Below are 23,688 nucleotides of genomic sequence, written 5' to 3' on the forward strand. Positions count from 1 at the left end.
CCATGAAACCACAGCCGATGCGCCTCGGGGATCTCTCGGTGGGCTTCGTCCATAGTCTGGCCGACGCCGTGCGTAGCCATGGCGCCGACCCGTTGCCTCTGCTTGAGCAATACGGCCTCGATGCCGCGCGGCTGGCCGAGGCCGGGGCACGCTTGTCGATCCCGCGGTACATGCGCCTGGGCCATGCGGCGATTCAACTCACCGGCGATCCGGCCCTGGGCCTGCGCATGGGGCGGATGATCCGCTTGAATCAGGCAGGCCTGGCCGGCATCACCGCCGCGCAAGCGCCCACCGTGCGCGAAGCGGCCCGCTGCCTGACGCGCTTCGAACCGCTATACGGCTCCAACTATCGCGGGCAGTCCAGTTTCCACGAAGACGCCAACGGTGCGTGGTTGCGCTTCTATTCGATCAGCCCGTACAACGCCTATAACCGCTTCGTGGTCGACTCGATCCTCGCTGGCTGGCTGCATCAGTTGTCGAGCCTGTGCGGCGAAACGTTGCGCGCCGAGCGGATCGAAATCGAGTTCGAAGCGCCGGACTACCGCGAGGCTTACGCGGTACTCGGCGATTGCCCGATCCAGTTCAGCGCCGAGCGCAATCAACTGCGGCTCAGCCTGAGCAGCCTCGCCCTGCGCAATCCAGAACACTGCCCGAGCACCTGGCGACATTTGCTGCACCTGTGTGAGCGCGAGCTGGAACAGCTGACCCGCACCCGCAGCCTGCGCGAGCGCATCACTCAGCTGCTCGGGCCATTGCTCAATGGTGGCCGCGAGCCGGACCTTGAAGAAGTCGCGGCACGCCTGAAACTGCCGACCTGGACCTTGCGGCGCAAGCTCGCCGAGGAAGGCACGCAGTTCCGCGCGATCCTCAATGACACACGCCGGGACCTGGCGATGACCTATATCCGCGACACCGAACTGGCGTTCGGCGAAATCGCCTACCTGCTGGGCTTCGCCTCAGCCGAAGCTTTCCAACGCGCATTCAAACGCTGGAGCGGGCAGACGCCCGGCGAATCCCGACGAAATTACCGCTCGGGAGCCTGAAGCTCAGAGCTCCGTCGCGTCGTCTGCCGGCTCTGGTTGATCCAGTTCAAAGGCCTGATATTCGAGCAGTTCTTCCTGATACTCATCCATCGTATAAATCCCCCCAACTGCTCGCTGTGAAAATGGCCTGATCAATCGACCAGTGCCCCGAGCATAAAGTGCCCGTGTGAAGGAAAAGTGAAACGCGACCTTCATCAATAAAACGTAGCAGGTGGTTAGGGATTTATCGCGGCGATGATGTCGCAGGTATGTAACCAGATCTTAAACCAACCCGAAAACCACTGTGGGAGCGAGCCTGCTCGCAAAGGCGGTGTGTGAGTCTGATCATCTGTCGACTGATACACCGCCTTCGCGAGCAGGCTCGCTCCCACAGGGTTTCGCTTGGTTTCTTATTGGCCCGACGCGGGCATCGCCGGAATCGGCTCGGACGGTGGCGGAATATCCGGGTTGGTCGGTGGCGTGATGGCTTCGCTGGCCGGCGCTGGCTCTTCCACGGGCGCTGGCGCAGGCGTAATCGGCGTCGACTCCGCTGGCGGCACCACCGGCTCGGAACTCACTGGCGCGGCTTCAACCGGGGCCGGTGCTGGTTCCGCAGCCGGCGCGGGTGACGGCTCCGCCGCAGGGGTCGGCACCAGTGGTGCAGCAGCCGGTGCAGGCGCGGCCTTTGGCTCCGGCACACCGAGGTCGGTTTTCGGTTTTTCTTCGATATGCGCCGCTTTCTTCGCATCGGCCGGCAGGAATTGCTCGACCAGGGTGAAGAAACGTTCGTAGAACTTCTGCGCGGTGACGGTCTCACTGGCGACCTTGACCATCGAGTCGTCCGAAGAGCCGATCGGCATCGACACCGAGCCCAATACACCAACCCCGAGGCTGGCCGAGTTGTTGGTCTTCTTCAGCGCGTAACGGTCCTGCAAGGCGTTGGCGAACACCGTCGCGTGATGCCCGGCGCTGCCATCTTCGGCACAGACCACGTTGAAGCTGATCTCGAGGTGCGTCTCGCCGGTCTGCTGGAAACTCTTGTGACCGCTGACCAGTTTCGGATCACTGCTGGTAATGATGTAGCCCTGACTGAGCAACGCACGCCGGGCCGCTTCGCAACTGGCGGTGTCGGTTACCGGATAATTGCGCGAAAAGGTGCCGGAGTCATCGAAGTTCTCATGCTCATAGATCGGCTTGTCCTTCGAACAACCGGCCACCGCAGTCAACAAAAGCGCCAGCCCGACAACACGCATGGGAGTGGAAATCAACATTGAACATCCTGAGGGAAAACAGTCCGGGGCGTATTGTGCAACAGATCGCCGCCCCATGGCGCATGGAATAGTGTCAAGAATCGGTTACAACTTTACCGGTCATGAGCGCCGGGAAAAAGCCGCGCGCACAAATGATCGATCAACGCGCGCAATTTCGCCGTGGCTTGTCGGCTCGACGGCCACAATACCCAGAACTGTCCCGCGTGCTCGACATGCTCATCAAGTACCCGGCGCAAGCGACCCTCGCGCACCGCTTCGCGCACCATGAAATCCGGCAGACAGGCGATGCCCATCCCTGCGAGCACCGCATGCTGCACCGCCTCGATCGAGGTACTGAGCAGGCGCAGCGGCAATATCGGTTCCGGCGCCCCCTCCGCGCGGCGCAACGGCCAGGCTTCCAGTTTGCCGGTAGCATGAAAGGTGTGGCGCAGACAGTCGTGATCGGCCAGATCGCCCGGGGTGCGCGGCTCGCCCCGCTGTTGCAGATACTCCGGGCTCGCCACCAGCACCAGATGAAACTCGCCCAGCGGCCGCGCCATCAGCCGTGAATCCTTGGGCTTGCCGGTACGAATCACCGCATCGAAACCCTCATCAATGACATCGACCATACGGTCGGTGAGGTCCAGATCCAGCTCGATGTGCGGGTACAGCGCCATGAATTCGGTCATCACCGGCATGACCAGTTCGTGCACCTGAGGCAGGCTGATCCGCAGCCGACCGTGGGGCGCCGAGGTGGCATTGCACAGCTCGAACTCCGCCGCCTCCACCTCCGCCAGAATCCTGCGGCAACGCTCGAGAAACAACGCGCCTTCCGAGGTCAGGGTGATGCTGCGAGTGCTGCGATTGAACAAGCGCACGCCAAGCCGCGCTTCCAGCCGCGCGATGCTTTTGCCGATCGCCGACGATGACACCCCTTGCAAGCGGCCGGCTTCAGTGAAACTGCGAGTCTCGGCGACCTGCACAAATACCGAGATGCTACCCAGGCTGTCCATTAATACCTCCGATTAGCGACATCCGTGTCCGATATGTTCGGAACCCTAACCTGTTTTTCCGCAATGCGCAGCGCCCTACCCTGTGTCTCGACATTGACCACAACAGAGACGCAGCAAAATGACCGACGCACACCTCGCCTCCTCTGCGCTTGCGCAACCGACCGAAAACCGCGAACGCCTGCCCTACGGCGCACTGCTGGCGCTGGCCACGGCAGGTTTCATCACTGTCATGACCGAAGCGATGCCAGCGGGACTGCTGCCACAAATGAGCGCCGGCCTGAACGTATCTCAAGCGCTGATCGGGCAATTGGTCACGCTGTACGCCGTCGGTTCAATGCTCGCAGCGATCCCCCTGACCCTCGCCACCCGCAGTTGGCGCCGCAAACCATTGCTGTTGACCGCAATCGCCGGCTTCGCCGTGGCCAACAGCATCACTGCCGTGTCCGAGCTGTACTGGCTGACCCTTGGCGCACGTTTCATCGCTGGCATCTTCGCCGGCCTGCTCTGGGCGCTCCTGGCCGGATACGCCAGCCGCATGGTCGCTTCCCATCTGCAAGGCCGTGCCATCACCGTCGCCATGCTCGGCGCGCCACTGGCGTTATCCCTTGGCATACCAGCCGGGACGCTATTGGGAACGATGGTGGGCTGGCAACTGAGCTTTGCGATCATGACGGCGCTGACCCTGGTGCTGGTGATCTGGGTGCGCCTGCGAGTCCCGGACTTCGCCGGCGAACCTGAAGGAAAGCGCCTGCCCTTGCGTCAGGTATTTACCCTCCCCGGCATAAGGTCGGTGCTGTTTGTGACCTTGTCCTACGTCGTGGCGCATAACCTGCTGTACACCTACATCGCACCGTTTTTGCACCCTTCTGGCCTGGCTTCGGAAATTGACCGTGTACTACTGGCGTTTGGCCTGGCCTCGGTGCTGAGCCTGTGGATCGTCGGCAGCCTGATCGATCGCTGGTTGCGTGAACTGGTACTCGGGAGTGCGGCACTGTTCCTGCTCGCGGCGATAGCCTTGGCTCTGTGGCGCGCATCGCCCGGCGTGGTTTACGCGGCCGTTAGCGTCTGGGGACTGGCATTCGGCGCAATGCCCTCGCTCCTGCAAACCGCGTCAGCGAAAACTGCTTCTCAAGCAGCCGACACCGCGCAATCGATGCTGGTAACACTCTGGAATGTCGGTATTGCCGGCGGAGGATTGGCGGGCGGGTTGTTGATGGGGAATGTCGGGGTCGGGACATTTCCCTGGATTGTTGCGGGGTTGCTGGTGTTGACGCTGTATGCGGCGGTGATGGCCAGGGGGCATGGGTTTGCGTCGGGGCGGTGAGATTGCGGGGTGTCCTGCAAGAGATCAGTCGTGAGAAAAGGGCTATCGCTGGCAAGCCAGCTCCCACATTTGAACCGAGTCAGTCAGCTGCAGATCGGGCGGCTGACACGCCGCCATCGCGAGCAGGCTAGCTCCCACGGAAAAGCAAAAGCAAGATCAAAAGATCGCAGCCTTCGGCAGCTCCTACAGTTGGATCGTAGGTATCTGATGGAAACTGGTTGACCAGCAGGGCGCCATCGCGAGCAGGGCTCGCACAGAAAACCAAAGCAGCGCAGCTGCCCGCGGCAAAGCCGCCCCACTCAACAATGAGCGCAAGCTCGAGTGCTTTTGATCTTGATCCACCGGCGACGTCGGAAGGCTGAGCGGAGGGATTGATCCGGGTATGGGAGCGCAGCGACCGTCTGGCACAGCCAGACACAGCGGAAGGAGGTGCAGCGAAGCAAACCGGAGCCGCTGCGCCCGGATCAGTCCCGTAGCGAAGGAACCCGAGCCTGCGAGGGCCGAACGTAGGAGCAAGCCTTTTCGGTTACCTTTTCGCTGGGCCGGCACTCCGGCGTTTGGAAAAGGTGACTCGCCGTAAGGGCGAAACCGCCAGCCGCTACACCGCAAAAAACGGATATTCACCCAAACCACCCAGAGCATGGCCGGCCCAAAGGCCGCCAAGGCACAAAAAAAAGCCCCGACCATCAGGCCGGGGCTCCTTCAAACGTCAGTCAAAAGATCAGAACCGCTCGATCTTCGCCTCAGCTTCCAACTGCTTGCGATACGCCGCAAAGTCCTGCTGCCCCTCACGCGAAGCGAGGAAGCGACGATATTGCGCCTTCTCTTCATCAGTAGGCGCAGCAGCTTCGTTAACACCGTTGAGTCGCACAACCATCAGACTGCCATCCGGCAAGGTAACGCTGGAGAACGTCGGCTTGTCCTTGGCAGCCGGCTTCGGCATACGGAACAGCGCCTGCAGCACAGCCGGATCAACCCCTTCCTGACCACGGGTGGCCGCTTCGGTGGTCTTCCAGTTCTGACCGTCGATGGCCTTGTCCAGCGGCGCCTTGCCGTCGCGCAGATCAGCAATCAGCTTCTCGGCACGGGTCTTGGCCTCGGCACTGGCGTGCTCTTTGGTCAACTGAGTGCGAATCGCCGCGCTCACGCTTTCCAGCGGCAGTTGCGCAGGCTTCAGATGCTCCTTGGAACGCAGCACGATCACCGTTTCCGGGTCCAGTTCGATGGCGGTGCTGTTGGCACCTTCATCAATCACTTCGGGGCTGAACGCAGCAGTGACTACGGCACGGTTGGCCGCAACACCTTCGCCACCTTCACGGCCGAACGGCTTGGAAGTGTGGACGGTCAGTTTCAGATCCGCTGCCGGCTGCGCCAGGTCGGAGGCTTCGAACGCCGAGTCTTCCAGTTGCTTGGTCGCCTCAACGAAGCGCTGCTCGACCTGAGCAGCTTTCAGTTCGCGGGTCAGCTTGTCTTTCAGGCTGGCCAGGGTCGGCACTTCAGGCGCTTCCACGCCCAACAGCTTGATCAGGTGGTAACCGAAGTCGGTACGAATCGGCTCGGACACCTGGTCTTTCGACAGTGAGTACAGGGCTTTTTCAAAAGCCGGGTCGTAAACGCCAGGACCGGCATAACCGAGGTCACCGCCATTGTTGGCCGAGCCCGGATCCTGCGAAAACTCCTTGGCCAGCGCTTCGAACTTCTCGCCCTTGGCCAGACGCGCCTGGACTTCCTCGATCTTCGCCTTGGCCTGCGCTTCGGTTGTCTTGTCGTTCACTTCGATAAGGATGTGCGCGGCACGACGCTGTTCCGACAGGTTGGCGATCTCTTTCTGATACGCCGCCTGCAAGTCTTCATCCTTGACCGCGACCTGATCGAAGAACGACGACTTCTTCAGCTCGACGTAATCGATGATCACCTGATCCGGCGTCATGAATTCCTTGGCGTGCTCGTCGTAGTAAGCCTTGACCTCGTCATCGGTCAGCTTGACCGCAGCCGGGTCAGCCTTGACGTTAAGAGTGGCGAAATCACGGGTCTGTTTTTCCAGACGGGCGAATGCCAGCACCTCGGCGTCGGTGACGAAACCGCTGCCGGCAACACCAGCGCGCAACTGGCCGATCAGCATTTCCTGAGCCAGCATCTGGCGGAATTGCATGCGGCTGTAACCCAGCTGACGAATCACCTGGTCGAAACGCTCGGAGCTGAACTTGCCGTCAACCTGGAATTCAGGCGTCTGCAGGATCACTTGATCCAGCGCGGCTTCGGAGAACGAGAACTTCGCCTGTTCGGCGCCTTGCAGCAGCAACTTGCGGTCGATCAGGCCTTTGAGCGCCGATTCGCGCAGCATCTTTTCGTCGAGCAAGGAAGCATCGAAGTCCTTGCCCAGCTGTTGCATCAGCTGCCGGCGTTGCATATCAACGGCCTGGCTCAGCTCGTTCTGGCTGATTTCGTCACCGTTGACCTTGGCCGCCTCGTTCTTGTGAGTCGTGGCCTGGAAAATGGCATCGAAACCGGTCAGGGCCATCAGTGCAACGATGACCCCGATAATGGTCTTGGCAATCCAGCCTTGTGAATTGTCCCTGATATTCTGCAGCATGCGTCCCCCAGAAACGGTTGAACTTCAATTTAGGCAACCGTGGAGCGTGGGTAGAATCCGGATAGAAGAAAGGCGCATCCGAGGATGCGCCTTCTCGTAACTGGCGGAGCGGACAGGGCTCGAACCCTCGATCCCGGCGTTACAGGCGTCTGTTCCAGCCACCTGCTCTACCGCTCCGCTGCCAAGTCAGGCTTGACCCCGACCCGGATGGGTAAAAACCTGAAAACTCAGTTAACAGCTTCTTTCAGTGCTTTACCGGCTTTGAAACCTGGCTTCTTGGCAGCCGGGATTTCCAGAGTCTTGCCGGTTTGCGGGTTGCGACCGGTACGAGCCGGACGGTCAGTCACGGAGAAAGTACCGAAACCAACCAGAACAACGGAGTCGCCAGCCTTCAGAGCGCCAGTGACGGATTCGATTACAGCGTCCAGCGCACGGCCAGCAGCAGCTTTCGGGATATCAGCGGATGCAGCGATAGCATCAATCAGTTCCGACTTGTTCACTCTAAGTCCCCTTATATCTATTTTGAGATGTTTCTAAGTTTTTTGGTGAAAGCAAAAACGAGTGCTGAATGGCCTACAGACACTTAAGAGCCGCTTTATAACAAGGGCTCTAAAATGCTGTCAAGGAAAGCCCCCCAGGCTAAAACGTATTAATGCGTGCTAATTCTTTCCTTGGCATCAGACTCGCGTTTTTCGTCCTTGGCAACTATCTCCGGAGCCACATCCGGCAAGGGCTCCGGCGCGTATTGCAGCGCAATTTGCAGGACCTCGTCAATCCATTTAACCGGTTTGATCTGCAGATCCTGCTTGATATTGTCAGGAATCTCCTTCAGATCGCGGACGTTTTCTTCCGGAATAATCACAATCTTGATTCCGCCGCGATGTGCCGCCAGCAGTTTTTCTTTCAAACCGCCAATTGCCAGCACTTGCCCACGCAGGGTGATTTCACCGGTCATGGCGACATCGGCGCGCACCGGAATGCCGGTCAATGCCGAGACCAACGCCGTGCACATGCCCACGCCAGCGCTAGGGCCGTCTTTCGGTGTGGCACCTTCCGGCATGTGAATGTGGGTATCGCGCTTCTCGTGGAAGTCCAGCGGAATGCCCAGGCTCTTGGCGCGGCTGCGCACCACGGTCTGTGCGGCAGTGATCGATTCGACCATCACATCACCGAGCGAGCCGGTCTTGATCAGTTGGCCTTTACCTGGAATCACGGCGGCTTCAATGGTCAGCAATTCGCCGCCTACCTGAGTCCACGCCAGGCCAGTCACCTGCCCCACCTGATCCTGCTGCTCGGCCAGGCCGTAGCGGAACTTGCGCACGCCAAGGAAATGCTCGAGCAGATCAGCTGTCACTTTTACCGAGAAGCGTTTTTCCAGCGCATGCTCTTTGACTGCCTTGCGGCAGACCTTGGCGATCTGTCGCTCGAGGCCCCGCACGCCCGCTTCACGGGTGTAATAACGGATGATGTCGCGGATCGCTTCCTCATCGAATTCCAGCTCGCCCTTCTTCAGACCATTGGCGGCGATCTGTTTCGGCGAGAGGTATTTAACGGCGATGTTGATCTTCTCGTCTTCGGTGTAACCCGGCAGACGGATGACTTCCATCCGGTCCAGCAGCGCTGGGGGGATGTTCATCGAGTTCGAGGTGCACAGGAACATCACATCGGACAGGTCGTAATCGACTTCCAGATAGTGATCGTTGAAGTTGTGGTTCTGCTCGGGATCAAGCACCTCCAGCAACGCCGAAGCTGGATCGCCACGCATGTCGCTGCCCATCTTGTCGATTTCATCGAGCAGGAACAGCGGGTTGCGTACGCCCACTTTTGTCATCTTTTGAATCAATCTTCCCGGCATCGAACCGATGTAGGTCCGGCGGTGACCACGGATTTCCGCTTCATCACGCACGCCACCCAGGGCCATGCGCACGAATTTGCGGTTGGTGGCATGAGCAATCGACTCCGCCAGCGAGGTTTTACCCACGCCTGGAGGACCGACCAGGCACAACACCGGGCCACGGATTTTCTTTACACGCTTCTGCACGGCGAGGTATTCAAGGATGCGCTCCTTGACCTCTTCGAGGCCGTAGTGATCGGCGTCGAGAATGTCTTCTGCACGGGCCAGGTCGAGGCGAACCTTGCTCTGCGCCTTCCACGGCACCTGCACCAGCCAGTCGATGTACGAGCGCACCACGGTGGCTTCAGCCGACATCGGCGACATCTGCTTGAGCTTGTTCAGCTCGGCAGTCGCCTTGGCCAGGGCATCTTTTGGCAGGCCGGCCGCATCGATGCGCTTTTTCAGCTCTTCGATTTCGTTGTGGCCTTCGTCGCCGTCGCCGAGTTCTTTCTGAATGGCCTTCATCTGCTCGTTCAGGTAGTACTCGCGCTGACTGCGCTCCATCTGCTTCTTGACGCGACCGCGGATGCGTTTTTCAACCTGCAACAGATCGATTTCAGCATCCAGCAGCGCCAGCACGTGCTCGACACGGGCCGACAGATCAATGATCTCGAGGATTTCCTGCTTCTGCTCGATTTTCAGCGCCATGTGCGCGGCCATGGTGTCGACCAGACGCCCCGGCTCATCGATGCTGTTGAGCGACGACAGGACTTCAGCCGGAACCTTCTTGCCCAGCTGCACATATTGTTCGAACTGCGACAGCAGCGTGCGCACGAAGACTTCCGACTCGCGCTCGGCGGCGTCGACTTCTTCGATCAGCGAGACTTCGGCGCGGCAGTGGCCATCGACTTCGCTGAAGCGTTCGACGGTGCCACGCTGCTCACCTTCGACCAGAACCTTGACGGTGCCATCAGGCAGCTTCAGCAGCTGCAGAACCGTGGCAATCGTACCCACGCGATAGAGAGCGTCTTCACCGGGATCATCGTCAGCCGGGTTTCTCTGAGCCAGCAACAGAATCTGCTTGTCACCCGTCATCGCGGCCTCGAGGGCTTCGATGGATTTCTCGCGCCCCACGAACAGCGGGATAACCATGTGCGGATAAACCACGACATCACGCAATGGCAGGAGAGGCAATTCGATGGTTGTCTTCATGATTTCGCCTCTACGGCGGCCGTATGGCCGTAATCAGATGGAATTAAGCTTGAAACCAAGATGGGGGCTGCCTCGAAAAAAAACAAGCGTAAAGCGGAGGTAAAAAATGACATAAAAAAAAAGAGGCCCGAAGGCCCCTTCCTTGTTGCGGCGCGGTAGACGCTTACGCGTCCGGCGCTGCCTTGGCCGTCGGCTCACTGTTTTCGTAGATATACAGTGGCTTGGACTTGCCTTCGATGACGCTTTCATCGATCACGACTTTGCTCACCTCGGACTGCGAGGGGATTTCATACATCGTGTCGAGCAATACACCTTCGAGAATCGAACGCAGGCCACGGGCACCGGTTTTACGTTCCAGGGCACGCTTGGCGACCGATTTCAGCGCGTCAGAACGGAATTCCAGATCCACGCCTTCCATCTCGAACAGCTTGGCATACTGTTTGGTCAGAGCATTTTTCGGCTCGGTGAGGATTTGCATCAGCGCAGCCTCGTCGAGCTCATCCAGTGTCGCCAGGACCGGCAGACGACCGACGAATTCCGGGATCAGACCGAACTTGACCAGATCGTCAGGCTCGACTTCACGTAGGGATTCGCCGACTTTCTTGCCCTCTTCCTTGCTGCGCACTTCGGCGTTGAAGCCGATGCCGCCCTTGGTGGAACGATTCTGAATGACCTTTTCCAGGCCAGAGAACGCGCCGCCGCAGATGAACAGGATGTTACGGGTGTCGACCTGCAGGAATTCCTGCTGCGGATGCTTGCGGCCACCTTGCGGCGGCACCGAAGCGACCGTGCCTTCGATCAACTTGAGCAAGGCCTGCTGCACGCCCTCACCGGAAACATCGCGGGTGATCGACGGGTTGTCGGACTTGCGGGAAATCTTGTCGATTTCGTCGATGTAGACAATGCCCATCTGGGCTTTCTCTACGTCGTAATCGCACTTCTGCAGCAGCTTCTGAATGATGTTCTCGACATCTTCACCCACGTAACCTGCCTCGGTGAGGGTAGTTGCGTCAGCGATGGTGAACGGAACGTTCAGCAAGCGGGCCAGTGTTTCGGCCAGCAGGGTTTTACCGGAGCCTGTCGGGCCGATCAGCAGGATGTTGCTCTTGCCGAGTTCGACGTCGTCAGCCTTTTTGTCACGCTGGTTCAGGCGCTTGTAGTGGTTGTACACCGCTACGGCCAAAACCTTTTTCGCACGCTCCTGACCAATGACGTACTGGTCAAGGATGCCGCTGATTTCTTTAGGCGAAGGCAATTTATGCGCGCTGCTTTCGGCCTGTGCTTCCTGCACCTCCTCGCGGATGATGTCATTGCACAGGTCGACGCACTCGTCGCAGATAAAGACCGAGGGGCCGGCAATCAATTTGCGCACTTCATGCTGGCTTTTGCCACAGAAGGAGCAATAGAGCAGCTTGCCGTTGTCCTCGCCGTTGCGGGTGTCAGTCATTCGTTCGATCCAAATCCGATAGGCTTGCAACACAAGATGAAGGCTATTGCGGGCTTTTTCAAGCCCGCCGCTGATCGGACATGCCGATCAGGCCTGTTTTGCGCTGCTTATATTAAGCTGGACGCTGGTTGATCACTTCGTCGATCAGGCCGTATTCCTTCGCAGCTTCGGCACTCATGAAGTTGTCGCGATTGGTATCGCGCTCGATTTCTTCCAGAGTACGGCCGCTGTGCTTGGCCATCAGCATGTTCAGACGCTCGCGGATGAAGAGGATTTCCTTGGCGTGGATTTCGATGTCCGACGCCTGGCCCTGGAAACCGCCCAGTGGCTGGTGAATCATCACGCGCGAGTTCGGCAGGCAGAAACGCTTGCCCGGTGCACCTGCGGTGAGCAGGAATGCGCCCATGCTGCAGGCCTGACCGATGCAGGTGGTCGATACGTTCGGCTTGATGAACTGCATGGTGTCGTAGATCGACATGCCGGCAGTCACCGAACCGCCCGGCGAGTTGATGTACAGATGGATGTCCTTGTCCGGGTTTTCCGCTTCAAGGAACAGCAGTTGCGCACAGATCAGGTTGGCCATGTAGTCCTCTACCGGGCCCACCAGAAAGATCACTCGCTCCTTGAGCAGGCGCGAGTAGATGTCGTAGGCGCGTTCGCCACGAGCGGACTGCTCGACAACCATCGGGACCAGGCCGCCAGCGGCCTGGATATCAGAGTTCTGCTGAATATAAGAATTACGGAACATGCTCTGCAGTCGCTCCCAAATAGTTATGTCTTGAATACGCATAAGCCAGCTCGAGAGCTGGCTTATGGTGTGCACTTCTAACGCAAAATCAATCAGTCGGCTGCTGGAGCTTCTACCGGCTTGACTGCTTCTTCGTAGGAGACCGATTTGTCGGTCACACTAGCTTTCTGCAGAACAGTATCCACAACTTGTTCTTCCAGCACAACCGAACGCACTTCGTTCAGTTGCTGCTCGTTTTTGTAGTACCACGACACGACCTGCTCTGGCTCCTGGTAAGCGGAAGCCATTTCCTGAATCATTTCGCGAACGCGAGCTTCGTCAGGCTTGAGGTCGAACTGCTTGACCACTTCAGCAACGATCAGGCCCAGCACGACGCGGCGCTTGGCTTGCTCTTCGAACAGCTCGGCCGGCAGTTGGTCTGGCTTGATGTTGCCGCCGAACTGCTGAACAGCCTGCACGCGCAGACGGTCAACTTCGTTGGACAGCAGAGCCTTTGGCACTTCGATCGGGTTGGTGGCCAGCAGACCGTCCATTACCTGATTCTTGACCTTGGATTTGATCGCCTGACGCAGTTCACGCTCCATGTTCTTGCGAACTTCGGTGCGGAAACCGTCGATGCCGCTTTCCTTGATGCCGAATTGAGCGAAGAACTCTTCGTTCAGCTCAGGCAGCTTAGGCTCGGACACAGTGTTGACGGTCACGGTGAACTCGGCGGTTTTGCCAGCCAGGTCCAGGTTCTGATAGTCCTCAGGGAAGGTCAGGTTCAGAACGCGCTCTTCGCCAGCCTTAGCGCCAACCAGGCCTTCTTCGAAGCCCAGGATCATGCGGCCGGAACCCAGTACCAGCTGAGTACCCTTGGCGGAGCCGCCAGCGAACACTTCGCCGTCAACCTTGCCAACGAAATCGATGTTCAGCTGATCTTCGTTCTGCGCAGCACGGTCGGCCACTTCGAAACGGGTGTTCTGCTTGCGCAGGATGTCGAGCATCTTGTCCAGGTCAGCGTCAGCCACTTCAGCGCTCAGACGCTCAACGGTGATGCCTTCGAAGCCAGCAACGGTGAACTCAGGGAAGACTTCGAATACAGCAACGTATTCCAGATCCTTGCCCGCTTCGAGCGACTTTGGCTCGATCGAAGGCGAACCGGCAGGGCTGAGCTTCTGCTCAACCACAGCTTCGTAGAACGAAGACTGGATCACATCGCCTACAGCTTCCTGACGCGCATCAGCACCGAAACGGCGCTTGATTTCGCTCATTGGCACTTTGCCTGGACGGAAGCCAGCAATTTTGGCCTTTTGGGCAGTCTGCTGCAGACGCTTGTTGACCTGAGTCTCGATGCGCTCTGCCGGCACGGTGACGCTCATGCGGCGCTCGAGAGCAGTAGTATTTTCAACAGAAACTTGCATGGATATTCCTCGTTGCACAGACGTTAGCCGGCCGTTTCCGACCCCAGAATCAAGGGCATGCATTCTAGTGGGTCAAACTCAAGAAGTCACCCTACTGGAAACGGGTAAAAAAACAGCAGGCAATTTATAGGGAGCGCCGCACGAATGCCGTGCACTCCACTGGCGAATACAAGTGCTCAGGTCAGGGCCCTGCATCAACGCTTCTATATATAGAAGAAACAATCAGATCAGCCCTGACAGCCATTCCAGCAAAACCGGAACGACGAGCAGTTCAGCGTCATCCGATCCTTTAAAAGCGATGAAGTGCCCTGCCCTGCGCTTCGAAATCGACCATGGCCGGACTTCGAAACCGCTAAAACAAAAAAGGCGCCAGACTGTTAAATCTGGCGCCTTTCGAAATATGGGGTGGACGATGGGGATCGAACCCACGACAACGGGAGTCACAATCCCGTGCTCTACCAACTGAGCTACGCCCACCATATTGCGTAACAAAAAAGCCAAACAACTTCTTTGTCGAAACTTCATCAGGCCCGAGGCATTGATGAAGCTTTATTTGGTGCGGATGAAGAGACTCGAACTCTTACGCCTCGCGGCGCTGGAACCTAAATCCAGTGTGTCTACCAATTCCACCACATCCGCGGATGAAGCTTTTAAAGCAAAGGCGCCAGACCGTTAAATCTGGCGCCTTTCGAAATATGGGGTGGACGATGGGGATCGAACCCACGACAACGGGAGTCACAATCCCGTGCTCTACCAACTGAGCTACGCCCACCATATCGCGTTACTTGTGCCAAAGCTGCCTAATGGCGCACCCGGCAGGACTCGAACCTGCGACCATCCGCTTAGAAGGCGGATGCTCTATCCAGCTGAGCTACGGGCGCCTTGTTAATCTGTACTCTTAAAGGACTACAAACTAAGTGCTTTCCAGCGTCGCAGAACCTCGATTCCGCTTCACCTTCTTAACCAGTGCTAGGCTGTGCCCGACAAGTGCGACGAATAGTATAGAGGGCTCCAAAGGTCGTCAAATCCTTTTTGAAAAAAATTCATTTAATTAAAGGAGTTAGAGGAATTTGCTGACCAAGCGCCTTTGCCCTCACCGCTCGACATGCGAGAATGCGTTCTCATTTTTTCCCCTCTCGATGGTTAATCACGCGCAATGACTGCACAACTAATCGACGGCAAATCGATCGCCGCCAGCCTGCGCCAGCAGATCGCCCAACGAGTTGCCGAGCGTCGCCAGCAAGGCCTGCGCACCCCCGGCCTCGCGGTGATCCTGGTCGGCAGCGATCCTGCCTCTCAGGTTTATGTCTCGCACAAGCGTAAAGACTGTGAAGAGGTTGGCTTCCTCTCTCAAGCCTACGACCTGCCCTCCGACACCACTCAGGACGCTCTGACCGATCTGATCGATCGCCTCAACGACGATCCGGCCATCGACGGCGTTCTCCTGCAGCTGCCTCTGCCCGAACACCTCGACGCGTCCAAGCTGCTGGAACGCATTCGCCCGGACAAAGACGTCGACGGTTTCCATCCGTACAACGTCGGCCGCCTGGCCCAGCGCATCCCGCTGCTGCGCCCCTGCACTCCGAAAGGCATCATGACTTTGCTGGAAAGCACTGGCGCTGATCTTTACGGGATGGACGCGGTAGTCGTGGGCGCCTCCAATATCGTCGGTCGCCCGATGGCCATGGAATTGTTGCTGGCCGGCTGCACCGTCACCGTGACTCACCGCTTCACCAAGGACCTGGCCGGTCACGTCGGTCGTGCCGATCTGGTAGTCGTTGCCGCCGGTAAACCGGGCCTGGTCAAAGGCGAGTGGATCAAGGAAGGCGCAATCGTGATCGATGTCGGCATCAACCGTCAGGACGACGGCAAACTGGTCGGTGACGTCGTCTACGAAACCGCCCTGCCCCGCGCTGGCTGGATCACCCCGGTACCAGGCGGCGTTGGCCCGATGACCCGCGCCTGCCTGCTGGAAAATACCCTCTACGCCGCAGAAACCCTGCACGTCTGAGCGGTTTTTTCGGCAAGAGAAGAACCCCGCCCCGTGCGGGGTTTTTCATGTCTGAGAAAAAACTTCAACCGTTCGCCGGAAACCGCTCTTTTTACAGGCCTTTTCACGAGATTTTCAGGTCTTTCAAACAACCATCGACAGTTCTTCAGCCATACTCCTAAAATGCGCCGGTTTAAAGAAATAACCCGTTACAAACTAACGGTATATCCAACCTTTTAGAGTTCGCCCGCGTGAAAATTCGTCTCTCGATTCTGAGCCTGTTTTTTGCTGTTACAGGCACATTCATCACGCCAACGATCAACGCTGCGGAAACCACTGCGGCCCCACGGGACGCTTCGAGCTTGAAGATCGCGTCCGGCAGCGCCCTGCTCATGGATATGCAGACCAATAAAGTCATTTATTCCAGCAACCCTGACGTGATCGTGCCGATCGCCTCCGTCAGCAAGCTGATGACTGGCCTGGTAGTGGTAGAAGCTCGACAGAACATGGACGAATGGATCGATGTCGATATCAGGAACACCCCGGAAATGAAGGGTGTGTTCTCCCGGGTCAAACTCAAGAGTGAGCTGCCGCGCCGCGAGATGCTGTTGATCGCCTTGATGTCTTCGGAAAACCGCGCCGCCGCGAGTCTTGCCCACCATTATCCGGGCGGCTATGCCGCTTTTATCGCGGCGATGAACGCCAAGGCCAAGGCGCTGGGCATGACCAGCACGCACTTCGTTGAGCCGACCGGCCTGTCGGAGCGCAACGTTTCCACCGCTCGCGACCTGAGCAAATTGCTGGTGGCTGCGCACAAGCAGCCGTTACTCGTGCAACTGACGACCACCAAGGAAAAGACCGTGGCGTTCCGCAAGCCCAACTACACCCTGGGCTTTCGCAACACCGATCATTTGGTCAACAAGGCCGATTGGGACATCAAGATCACCAAGACCGGCTTCACCAACCCTGCCGGCCATTGCCTGGTGCTGGTGACGAAGATGGGCAACCGCCCCGTCGCTCTGGTGATTCTCGATGCGTTTGGCAAGTACACACATTTTGCCGATGCCAGTCGCATCCGCAGCTGGGTGGAAACCGGCCGCAGCGCCAGTGTGCCTGCGGTGGCACAGCAATACAAAGCCGACAAGAACCTCAAGAGCCGCCAGAGCGGCGTGGTCGAAGCGGCCAAGTAGGTCCAGCGAGCATGAAAAAGCCCCGAATCTTCGGGGCTTTTTTTCGTCTGCGCATCAGTCGTTGGGCAGCGGCATCTTGTCGTCATCAGGTATGCCATCGCCCGAGCTCGGCTCTGGCGAAACGTCCGGCGTCAGTACATTGGGCCGCGCCAGCGGATCGCGCATCGGGCTGTCCGGGTCCAGCACCGGATCAACCTCAGGCTCCGGCGTGGTCGGCACGCTGTCAGGTTTGTGGTCATCGAAGCTTGAATCGGTACTCATACGCACCTCACATCAAGGTTTCAGATCGGCTAACGGGTCGTAGGGCTTGGCCGGTTTCTTCGGATCTTCACCGGGCTCGACATCCAGCGGCGCCTTCGCCGGCCCGACCGGATCGACTTGCGGATCATCAAGGTCCGGCGAATCCGGATCGAATCCCAGATCATCACCCGAGGAATGTTCGGACGAGTGCGGGCCTTTCGGGTTTGGGGAATCTGCCATGTTGCCTCCTTGATTCACCCGCGAAGCACGGGCATTAATCTTCAGAGGCTGGCCGGGCGCAGTCGTGCCCGGCAGATGACGAACGGAGGCTTATTGCGCCGCCAAAGCCTTTCTAGCCTGCGCCGCAGCGTTTTCCTCACCGGCCTGCGCCAGTTCATCGGCGGCTTTCAGCCAACGGGAGCGGTCGACGGCTGCCGGGATCTGCGCCGGTTTCTGAATCAGGATTGCCCAGCCACCGGCCTTTTCGAGCGCTGCTTGAAAGCTGCCGAAATCCATCAACTGCCGACGGTTCATGCCGGCGCGCAGCAGGACCTTCTGTTTATTGCGATCGTAGCCGGACAGGATCGCGTAACGCGGCTCGGCCCAGAATGCCGAACCTTCGCTGAAACGCACCATGACCGGGTAGCCCGCTGCGACCTGGGTCAGCAAGGCTGGCAGCTTGCTGTCGAGCGGATAAACCACCAGACCGTATTCGCGGGCGAGGTTCTGCATGTTCTGCTGCAATTTGTCCTCAGCACCCGGCAAGCGCAGCGGCTTTTCCAGAAGGCCCGGGGTGATGACGATGCCTTGTTGCGACAGCAGACTGGCCAGCACCTGTGGCCCACTCTGGTTGGCTTCGCCACGATAGAAGGTGCCGCTGAGCTCAACCCGCTCCGGCAAGCGTTTGATTTCAGGCGCTACATTGCCTGCACATCCGCTCAGCACCACCGCGCAAGCGCCGGCAAGCAACGCTCCGCGCACTCGAGAAAATACCTGCACCATCAATCACTCTCTTCCAGACGCCGGTCATCGTGTTCCGGCAACGCCAGCGATCATAGAGCCGCACCCGCCCGCGGTATAGCCTTAAACCGCAGACTCTGCGATTGCATAGAGCAAACTGATTGGTGACTAACGACCTTTGGTCAATAGCTTGAAACACCCCATTGACTAGACTGTCACTGAAATAGAGCGAATTGCGAAAAGCGGGCGCCCGATGCAGGGCGAAGAGGAGGCACCAATGAGCCTGACCATGACCATTGTGATGTTGGTAGCCGGCTGGCTGGCCGTGGCGACTGCCATGTTGTGGGGCGTGCTGCGGATTTCGCGACGCCATCATCCGGTGCAGACGACGCCGGTTGAGAAGACAGAGAAGCACCCAGTGCGGCACGTTGCTGCGCATTGAAGATCAAGAGCCCCTCACCCTAGCCCTCTTCCGGAGGGAGAGGGAACCTACCGGGTTGTTCTTTTGAATGACGCCGACCTGAATCATCGAGCCGAACTCAGAATTTGAAAAGCCCCCAATCGTCTCCCTCTCCCTCGGGAGAGGGCTGGGCGGGCGGCGTTCCGATGAGGGGCTGGTTCTCAAACACACCGCCAATATCAAAGCGAAAAAAAACCGCCTGAGCTCAACCAGCCCAGGCGGTTTTTGTGTTCTCAGCAATTACGCCTGCTGAGCAACCTTCTTCTGCTTCGCCCGGCGCGACATCATGTTCAACACCTCGATACCGGCCGAGAAAGCCATGGCCGCGTACACATAGCCTTTCGGTACGTGGGCGCCGAAGCCTTCGGCGATCAGCGTCATGCCGATCATGATCAGGAAGCCCAGCGCCAGCATGACCACCGTCGGGTTATCGTTGATGAACTTGGCCAGCGGGTCAGCCGCGAGCAGCATCACCAGCACCGACACCACCACCGCGATGATCATGATCGGCAAGTGTTCGGTCATGCCGACAGCGGTAATGATGCTGTCGATCGAGAACACCATGTCGAGCATCAGGATCTGACCGATAGCCGCGGCAAAACCCAGGGTTACGGTGGAAGTCGCGGTCTTCGGGTCTTCCGGCGACGGGTCCATGCTGTGATGGATCTCGGTCGTGGCTTTCCACACCAGGAACAAGCCACCGGCGATCAGGATCATGTCCTTCCAGGAGAACGCCTGGCCGAGGATTTCGATCACAGGCTCGGTCAACTGCACGATGAACGCGATGGTGCTCAGCAGTGCCAGACGCAGAATCAGGGCCATGCCGATACCGATACGGCGCGCCTTCTGCCGATGCTGTTCGGGCAACTTGTTGGTCAGGATCGAGATAAAGATCAGGTTATCGATGCCGAGCACGATTTCCATTACCACCAGTGTGGCCAAAGCAACCCAAGCGGTGGGGCTGGCGGCGAGTTCTAACAGATATTCCATGGGTCAGTCCTGACTCTGTGTAAGACGGTTTAGATGGTCTTGGAGGAAGATTCGGATTCTTCCGTTTGTTTTTCCGGTGTTTCTTTTTTCTCGATCAAACCACCGGTGGCATCACTGAGCGCTTGCTCAGCGGCTTTATGGGTGTCGTCAATCGCTTGCTTGGCAGTTTCAGCCGCCGCGCCCATCAGTTGCTGGGCGCTTTTTTCCGCCTGATCACAACCGGCCAGAACCAGTAAAGACGCAAACATCACTGCGGGAAATGTGTATTTCATAAGGTTTCCTTCGAATGAACAGACAGGCGCACACACCGGCCGTCGATGGCTGGGCATTCTAGGGAGATGAACACTTCAGGAAAATTCGTATTTTTAGCGGCTATACTTCGGTTTTCACGAAGTGGCCATCACTATGCTCAATTACCGACAACTGCATTACTTCTGGGTTGTAGCCAAAACCGGCAGCATCGTCCGCGCCTGCGAGCAACTGAACCTGACGCCACAGACCATCAGCGGACAGATTTCACTGCTTGAGCAAACTTATGGCGTGGAACTGTTTCGCCGGGTTGGCCGCCAGTTGGAGCTCACCGAAGCCGGGCGCCAGGCCCTGCCCTACGCTGAGCAGATGTTTCAGTTGGGCGGCGAGCTGGAGCTGATGCTGCGAGCGCAGCCCAACGAGCAGCAGATCCTCTTTCGCGTCGGCGTGGCCGACGTGGTGCCCAAATCGATTGTTTATCGCCTGATCGCGCCGACCATGGAATTGAGCGAGCCGCTGCGCATCACCTGCCGCGAGGACAAACTCGAACGCCTGCTCGCCGATCTGGCCATTCAGCGTCTGGATCTGGTGATTTCCGACAGCCCGATGCCCTCGCATCTGGACATCAAAGGCTACAGCCAGAAGCTCGGTGAGTGCGGAATCAGTTTCTTCGCCACCGCCGAACTTGCCGCGCAGTATGGCCAGGATTTCCCGCGCAGCCTGCACGGCGCACCGTTGCTGATTCCCGGCGCGGAAACCGTGGTGCGCAGCCGTTTGCAACGCTGGTTCGCCGAACAGCAGATCCAGCCGCAGATTGTCGGCGAGTTCGATGACAGCGCTTTGATGCAGGCCTTCGGCCAATCCGGCAGCGGGATCTTTATCGGCCCGAGCGTGATTGCCGAGGAAGTGAAGCGCCAGTACGGCGTCGAGGTGATCGGCCAGACCGACGCCGTGAGCGAGTCGTTCTATGCCATTTCGGTGGAACGCAAGGTCAAGCACCCTGGCATCGTAGCGATTACCGAAGGTGCCCGACGCGAGTTGTTTACCGGGTTATGAAGCGCAAACTTCCCGCGGTTTCAGCGTCATCAGCACCATGGCGAGGAACACCGAAAGCAGAATGAAGCCGGCAGCGGCAAAGCCCAGAAAGCCCAGGCCGGCACTGTCGATCACCCGGCCGCCGACCATCGCGCCCAGGCCGATACCGAGATTGGCCCCGGCGATGTTCAGCGACGCGGCGAAGGCCGGCGCTTCCGGTGCGGCTTTCATCAGGCGCACATGGCTGACCAGGAACAGCGCCGCCTGGGTCACGCCCCAAATACCCATCGCCACCGCCAGGCCGACTGGCGAATGAATGTTCGGCACCAGCGAAACCATGCCGGCGATCATGAACGCACAGAACAACACCGACGCCCCCAGCGGATGCCGATCCACCGCACGCCCACCGAGCGAGTTGCCGACCAGCCCGACGGCGCCAAACGCCATCAGGCACCAGCCGACCACAGTGCCGTTGAAACCGGCAAGTCGTTCGAGGATGTCAGCAAGGTAGGTGTAAGCGGTGAACATGCCGCTGAACACCAGGATCGACAACAGGATATGGCCGAGCATCAGCGGGCTGCGCAGGATCTTGAACTGCGAACGGAAGCTGACCTGATGCTGGTGCAGACTGGTTTTCGGCAGGTAGACAAACAGCAGCAAGGCTTTGGCAAACGCGATCAACGCCAGAATGCCGAAGGCGCTGCGCCAGCCGAACGCGTCGGAAATCAGCGTGCCGACCGGAATGCCAAACACCGTGGCGCAGACGATACCGAAGCCGATCTTGGCGATGGCGCGGCCGGCGAAATCCGGGCCGACGATGTCGACGGCGGTTTCACTGGCCAATGCCCAGAACACCGGCAAACCCAACGCCGGAATCAGACGCGCGATGGCCATCACCCAGATATTCGGCGCCAACGCTGCAACGGTATTGGCCAGACCGAACATGATCAGAATGCTGATGAACAGTTTGCGCCGTTCAAAACGGGCGAAATAAGCGGTCAGGAATGGGCCGAACAGCGCCACGGTAAAGGCGAACAAGGTCACCAGCAGCCCGGCTTGCGGGATGCTGACTTCGAGGTCTCGAGCAATCGCCGGCAACAGGCCGACAATGACGAATTCCGTGGTCAGCACCGTGAACCCGGCGGCGGACAACAGAAGAATAGGCAACAGCATGCGCAACTCCAGCAAAACGACGACACCAGCGATGACCCGGAGGCCCGCTGGCAGAACTTGAAAATGAGGATGGCGAAGCTTAACAGACTGCGCCCGCAGTGAGTTGCCCAAAACTGCTGATCTGCCGGGTCGATCCGGTGGCAGATCGTCACAGGCCTGAAGGTTCACGCCTACGCTGTGATAAAGTCCGCGCCCTGAAAATCGTACAGCTGTTCAACGTGCCGTTTGGCGGCGTTGATGTCACTTCGACAGGCGTTTCGTGACTGCCCACGACGCTTCGCACCCAATAAAAAACAGAGATGCCGCTATGACCGCTTCATCCCCTTCGTTACTGCAACGCCTGAAACGCCTGAGTCTGGTCAGCCAGATCGTCATTGGTCTGATCGCCGGTATTGCCCTGGCCCTGATTGCACCGGAGCTGGCGAAGTCCACCGCGTTCATCGGCAAGGTGTTTGTCTCGGCGTTGAAAGCCGTGGCGCCGATTCTGGTGTTCGTGCTGGTGATGGCCTCGATCGCCAACCACAAACACGGCCAGGAAACCCACATCCGGCCGATTCTGTTCCTCTACCTGCTGGGTACATTCAGCGCTGCGGTGGTGGCCGTGGTCGCCAGCATGGCGTTCCCGTCGAATCTGGTGTTATCCACCGAAAACGTTGCCGTGACGGCGCCCGGCGGCATCGGCGAAGTGCTGCAAAGCCTGTTGCTGAGCGTCGTCGATAACCCGGTCAGCGCGCTGATGAATGCCAACTTCATCGGTATTCTGGCCTGGGCGATCGGCATGGGCATTGCCATCCGCCACGCTGGCGACACCACTCGCGAAGTGCTCGGTGACTTGTCCAACGGCGTCACCGTGATCGTCCGCGTGGTCATTCGCTTCGCGCCGCTGGGCATCTTCGGCCTCGTCGCGTCGACACTGGCCACCTCCGGTTTCGGCGCACTGCTTGGCTACGCGCACCTGCTGGCGGTGCTGCTGGGCTGCATGCTGTTCGTCGCGCTGGTGATGAACCCGCTGATCGTGTTCTGGAAGCTGCGCCGCAATCCGTACCCGTTGACCCTGATGTGCCTGCGCGAAAGCGGCATCACCGCGTTCTTCACCCGCAGCTCGGCGGCGAACATTCCGGTCAACCTGGAATTGAGCAAGCGCCTGGGCCTGCACGAAGACACCTATTCGGTATCGATCCCGCTCGGCGCGACCATCAACATGGCCGGTGCGGCGATCACCATTACCGTACTGGCCTTGGCGGCGGTGCACACGTTGGGCATCGCTGTGGACATTCCGACCGCGATCCTGCTCAGCGTCGTCGCCGCGATTTGCGCCTGTGGTGCTTCGGGTGTGGCCGGTGGTTCGCTGCTGCTGATTCCGCTGGCGTGCAGCCTGTTCGGCATCCCGAGCGAGATCGCCATGCAGGTCGTGGCAGTGGGCTTCATTATTGGCGTGCTGCAGGATTCGGCGGAGACCGCGCTGAACTCGTCGACTGACGTACTGTTTACCGCGGCGGCTTGCCTGGGCGAAGAAGAGAAGGCTCAGCGTACGGCGTAACCGCCTTACCTTGTG

The 23,688-nt window shown here is 58.8% G+C and carries 21 protein-coding genes and 4 tRNA genes; 7 read left to right on the top strand and 18 right to left on the bottom strand.

Annotated features, from left to right (window positions below; all coding sequences use genetic code 11):
* Nucleotides 1–2 precede the first annotated feature (2 nt).
* Complete coding sequence (locus tag PS14A_RS15860) at nt 3–1,043, top strand: AraC family transcriptional regulator (protein WP_212616702.1); 1,041 nt, start codon at nt 3–5, stop codon at nt 1,041–1,043.
* Nucleotides 1,044–1,432: 389 nt separating this feature from the next.
* On the opposite strand, the gene PS14A_RS15865 is transcribed toward PS14A_RS15860, so the two are convergent.
* Nucleotides 1,433–2,293 (bottom strand): DUF2242 domain-containing protein, encoded by an 861-nt coding sequence (locus PS14A_RS15865; protein WP_212616703.1) that lies wholly within the window; start codon nt 2,291–2,293, stop codon nt 1,433–1,435.
* 92 nt (nt 2,294–2,385) lie between these two features.
* Nucleotides 2,386–3,285, bottom strand: a complete 900-nt coding sequence (locus tag PS14A_RS15870; RefSeq protein WP_212616704.1) for a LysR family transcriptional regulator — start codon at nt 3,283–3,285, stop codon at nt 2,386–2,388.
* A gap of 118 nt (nt 3,286–3,403) precedes the next feature.
* Here PS14A_RS15870 and PS14A_RS15875 point away from each other — a divergent pair, with 118 nt between their 5' ends.
* The gene (locus tag PS14A_RS15875; RefSeq protein ID WP_212616705.1) at nt 3,404–4,609 is read left to right on the top strand and encodes an MFS transporter; all 1,206 of its coding nucleotides are present in this window, start codon (nt 3,404–3,406) and stop codon (nt 4,607–4,609) included.
* A gap of 721 nt (nt 4,610–5,330) precedes the next feature.
* Here the strand turns inward: PS14A_RS15875 and PS14A_RS15880 are convergent.
* The 10 genes from PS14A_RS15880 to PS14A_RS15925 form a co-directional block, all read right to left on the bottom strand.
* Nucleotides 5,331–7,202 carry a SurA N-terminal domain-containing protein gene (locus tag PS14A_RS15880; RefSeq protein ID WP_137214748.1) on the bottom strand — a complete coding sequence of 624 codons (1,872 nt, stop codon included), beginning with the start codon at nt 7,200–7,202 and terminating at the stop codon, nt 5,331–5,333.
* A gap of 227 nt (nt 7,203–7,429) precedes the next feature.
* Nucleotides 7,430–7,702: an HU family DNA-binding protein gene (locus PS14A_RS15885; RefSeq protein ID WP_003183171.1), complete on the bottom strand. Its 273-nt coding sequence runs from the start codon at nt 7,700–7,702 to the stop codon at nt 7,430–7,432.
* Between the two features lie 149 nt (nt 7,703–7,851).
* The gene (gene lon / locus PS14A_RS15890) at nt 7,852–10,248 is read right to left on the bottom strand and encodes an endopeptidase La (protein WP_016775334.1); all 2,397 of its coding nucleotides are present in this window, start codon (nt 10,246–10,248) and stop codon (nt 7,852–7,854) included.
* Between the two features lie 163 nt (nt 10,249–10,411).
* Nucleotides 10,412–11,695, bottom strand: coding sequence for an ATP-dependent Clp protease ATP-binding subunit ClpX (clpX, locus tag PS14A_RS15895; protein WP_016775335.1), 1,284 nt, complete (start codon nt 11,693–11,695; stop codon nt 10,412–10,414).
* A 112-nt stretch (nt 11,696–11,807) separates the two neighbouring features.
* The gene (gene clpP / locus PS14A_RS15900) at nt 11,808–12,443 is read right to left on the bottom strand and encodes an ATP-dependent Clp endopeptidase proteolytic subunit ClpP (protein ID WP_016775336.1); all 636 of its coding nucleotides are present in this window, start codon (nt 12,441–12,443) and stop codon (nt 11,808–11,810) included.
* Between the two features lie 92 nt (nt 12,444–12,535).
* On the bottom strand, nt 12,536–13,846 hold the full coding sequence (gene tig / locus PS14A_RS15905; RefSeq protein ID WP_212616706.1) for a trigger factor: 1,311 nt from the start codon (nt 13,844–13,846) through the stop codon (nt 12,536–12,538).
* A gap of 401 nt (nt 13,847–14,247) precedes the next feature.
* Nucleotides 14,248–14,323, bottom strand: a tRNA-His gene (locus PS14A_RS15910).
* A 77-nt stretch (nt 14,324–14,400) separates the two neighbouring features.
* Nucleotides 14,401–14,485: transfer RNA gene (locus PS14A_RS15915), tRNA-Leu, on the bottom strand.
* A gap of 57 nt (nt 14,486–14,542) precedes the next feature.
* A tRNA-His gene (locus tag PS14A_RS15920) sits at nt 14,543–14,618 on the bottom strand.
* Between the two features lie 32 nt (nt 14,619–14,650).
* A tRNA-Arg gene (locus PS14A_RS15925) sits at nt 14,651–14,727 on the bottom strand.
* Nucleotides 14,728–15,002: 275 nt separating this feature from the next.
* Here PS14A_RS15925 and folD point away from each other — a divergent pair.
* Both folD and pbpG read left to right on the top strand, forming a co-directional pair.
* Nucleotides 15,003–15,857 carry a bifunctional methylenetetrahydrofolate dehydrogenase/methenyltetrahydrofolate cyclohydrolase FolD gene (gene folD / locus PS14A_RS15930; protein WP_016775338.1) on the top strand — a complete coding sequence of 285 codons (855 nt, stop codon included), beginning with the start codon at nt 15,003–15,005 and terminating at the stop codon, nt 15,855–15,857.
* 230 nt (nt 15,858–16,087) lie between these two features.
* Nucleotides 16,088–17,026, top strand: a complete 939-nt coding sequence (gene pbpG / locus PS14A_RS15935) for a D-alanyl-D-alanine endopeptidase (protein WP_212616707.1) — start codon at nt 16,088–16,090, stop codon at nt 17,024–17,026.
* Nucleotides 17,027–17,080: 54 nt separating this feature from the next.
* Here pbpG and PS14A_RS15940 read toward each other — a convergent pair whose 3' ends face one another.
* The 3 genes from PS14A_RS15940 to PS14A_RS15950 form a co-directional block, all read right to left on the bottom strand.
* Nucleotides 17,081–17,287, bottom strand: a complete 207-nt coding sequence (locus tag PS14A_RS15940) for a hypothetical protein (RefSeq protein ID WP_123442089.1) — start codon at nt 17,285–17,287, stop codon at nt 17,081–17,083.
* Nucleotides 17,288–17,299: 12 nt separating this feature from the next.
* Nucleotides 17,300–17,506: a DUF6021 family protein gene (locus PS14A_RS15945; protein WP_024013462.1), complete on the bottom strand. Its 207-nt coding sequence runs from the start codon at nt 17,504–17,506 to the stop codon at nt 17,300–17,302.
* A 90-nt stretch (nt 17,507–17,596) separates the two neighbouring features.
* Complete coding sequence (locus PS14A_RS15950) at nt 17,597–18,268, bottom strand: peptidase C39 family protein (RefSeq protein ID WP_212616708.1); 672 nt, start codon at nt 18,266–18,268, stop codon at nt 17,597–17,599.
* 235 nt (nt 18,269–18,503) lie between these two features.
* On the opposite strand from PS14A_RS15950, the gene PS14A_RS15955 reads away from it, so the two are divergent.
* A complete protein-coding gene (locus tag PS14A_RS15955; RefSeq protein WP_212616709.1) occupies nt 18,504–18,668 on the top strand; it encodes a hypothetical protein in 165 nt (54 codons plus the stop codon).
* 258 nt (nt 18,669–18,926) lie between these two features.
* Here PS14A_RS15955 and PS14A_RS15960 read toward each other — a convergent pair whose 3' ends face one another.
* Entirely contained in the window at nt 18,927–19,676 is a 750-nt protein-coding gene (locus PS14A_RS15960; RefSeq protein WP_071172950.1) for a TerC family protein, read from the bottom strand.
* A 29-nt stretch (nt 19,677–19,705) separates the two neighbouring features.
* Nucleotides 19,706–19,948, bottom strand: coding sequence for a hypothetical protein (locus PS14A_RS15965; protein WP_016775344.1), 243 nt, complete (start codon nt 19,946–19,948; stop codon nt 19,706–19,708).
* A gap of 133 nt (nt 19,949–20,081) precedes the next feature.
* Between PS14A_RS15965 and nhaR the strand changes: the two genes are divergently transcribed.
* Nucleotides 20,082–20,981: a transcriptional activator NhaR gene (nhaR, locus tag PS14A_RS15970; protein WP_137214743.1), complete on the top strand. Its 900-nt coding sequence runs from the start codon at nt 20,082–20,084 to the stop codon at nt 20,979–20,981.
* Here nhaR and PS14A_RS15975 read toward each other — a convergent pair.
* A complete protein-coding gene (locus tag PS14A_RS15975; RefSeq protein WP_076563567.1) occupies nt 20,976–22,133 on the bottom strand; it encodes an MFS transporter in 1,158 nt (385 codons plus the stop codon). The two genes, nhaR and PS14A_RS15975, sit on opposite strands and share 6 nt — an antisense overlap.
* Before the next feature lie 307 nt (nt 22,134–22,440).
* On the opposite strand from PS14A_RS15975, the gene sstT reads away from it, so the two are divergent.
* On the top strand, nt 22,441–23,673 hold the full coding sequence (gene sstT / locus PS14A_RS15980; protein ID WP_073471344.1) for a serine/threonine transporter SstT: 1,233 nt from the start codon (nt 22,441–22,443) through the stop codon (nt 23,671–23,673).
* Nucleotides 23,674–23,688: the final 15 nt, after the last annotated feature.

This window comes from Pseudomonas sp. 14A, from assembly GCF_018132745.1.
Lineage (GTDB): Bacteria > Pseudomonadota > Gammaproteobacteria > Pseudomonadales > Pseudomonadaceae > Aquipseudomonas > Aquipseudomonas mercuritolerans.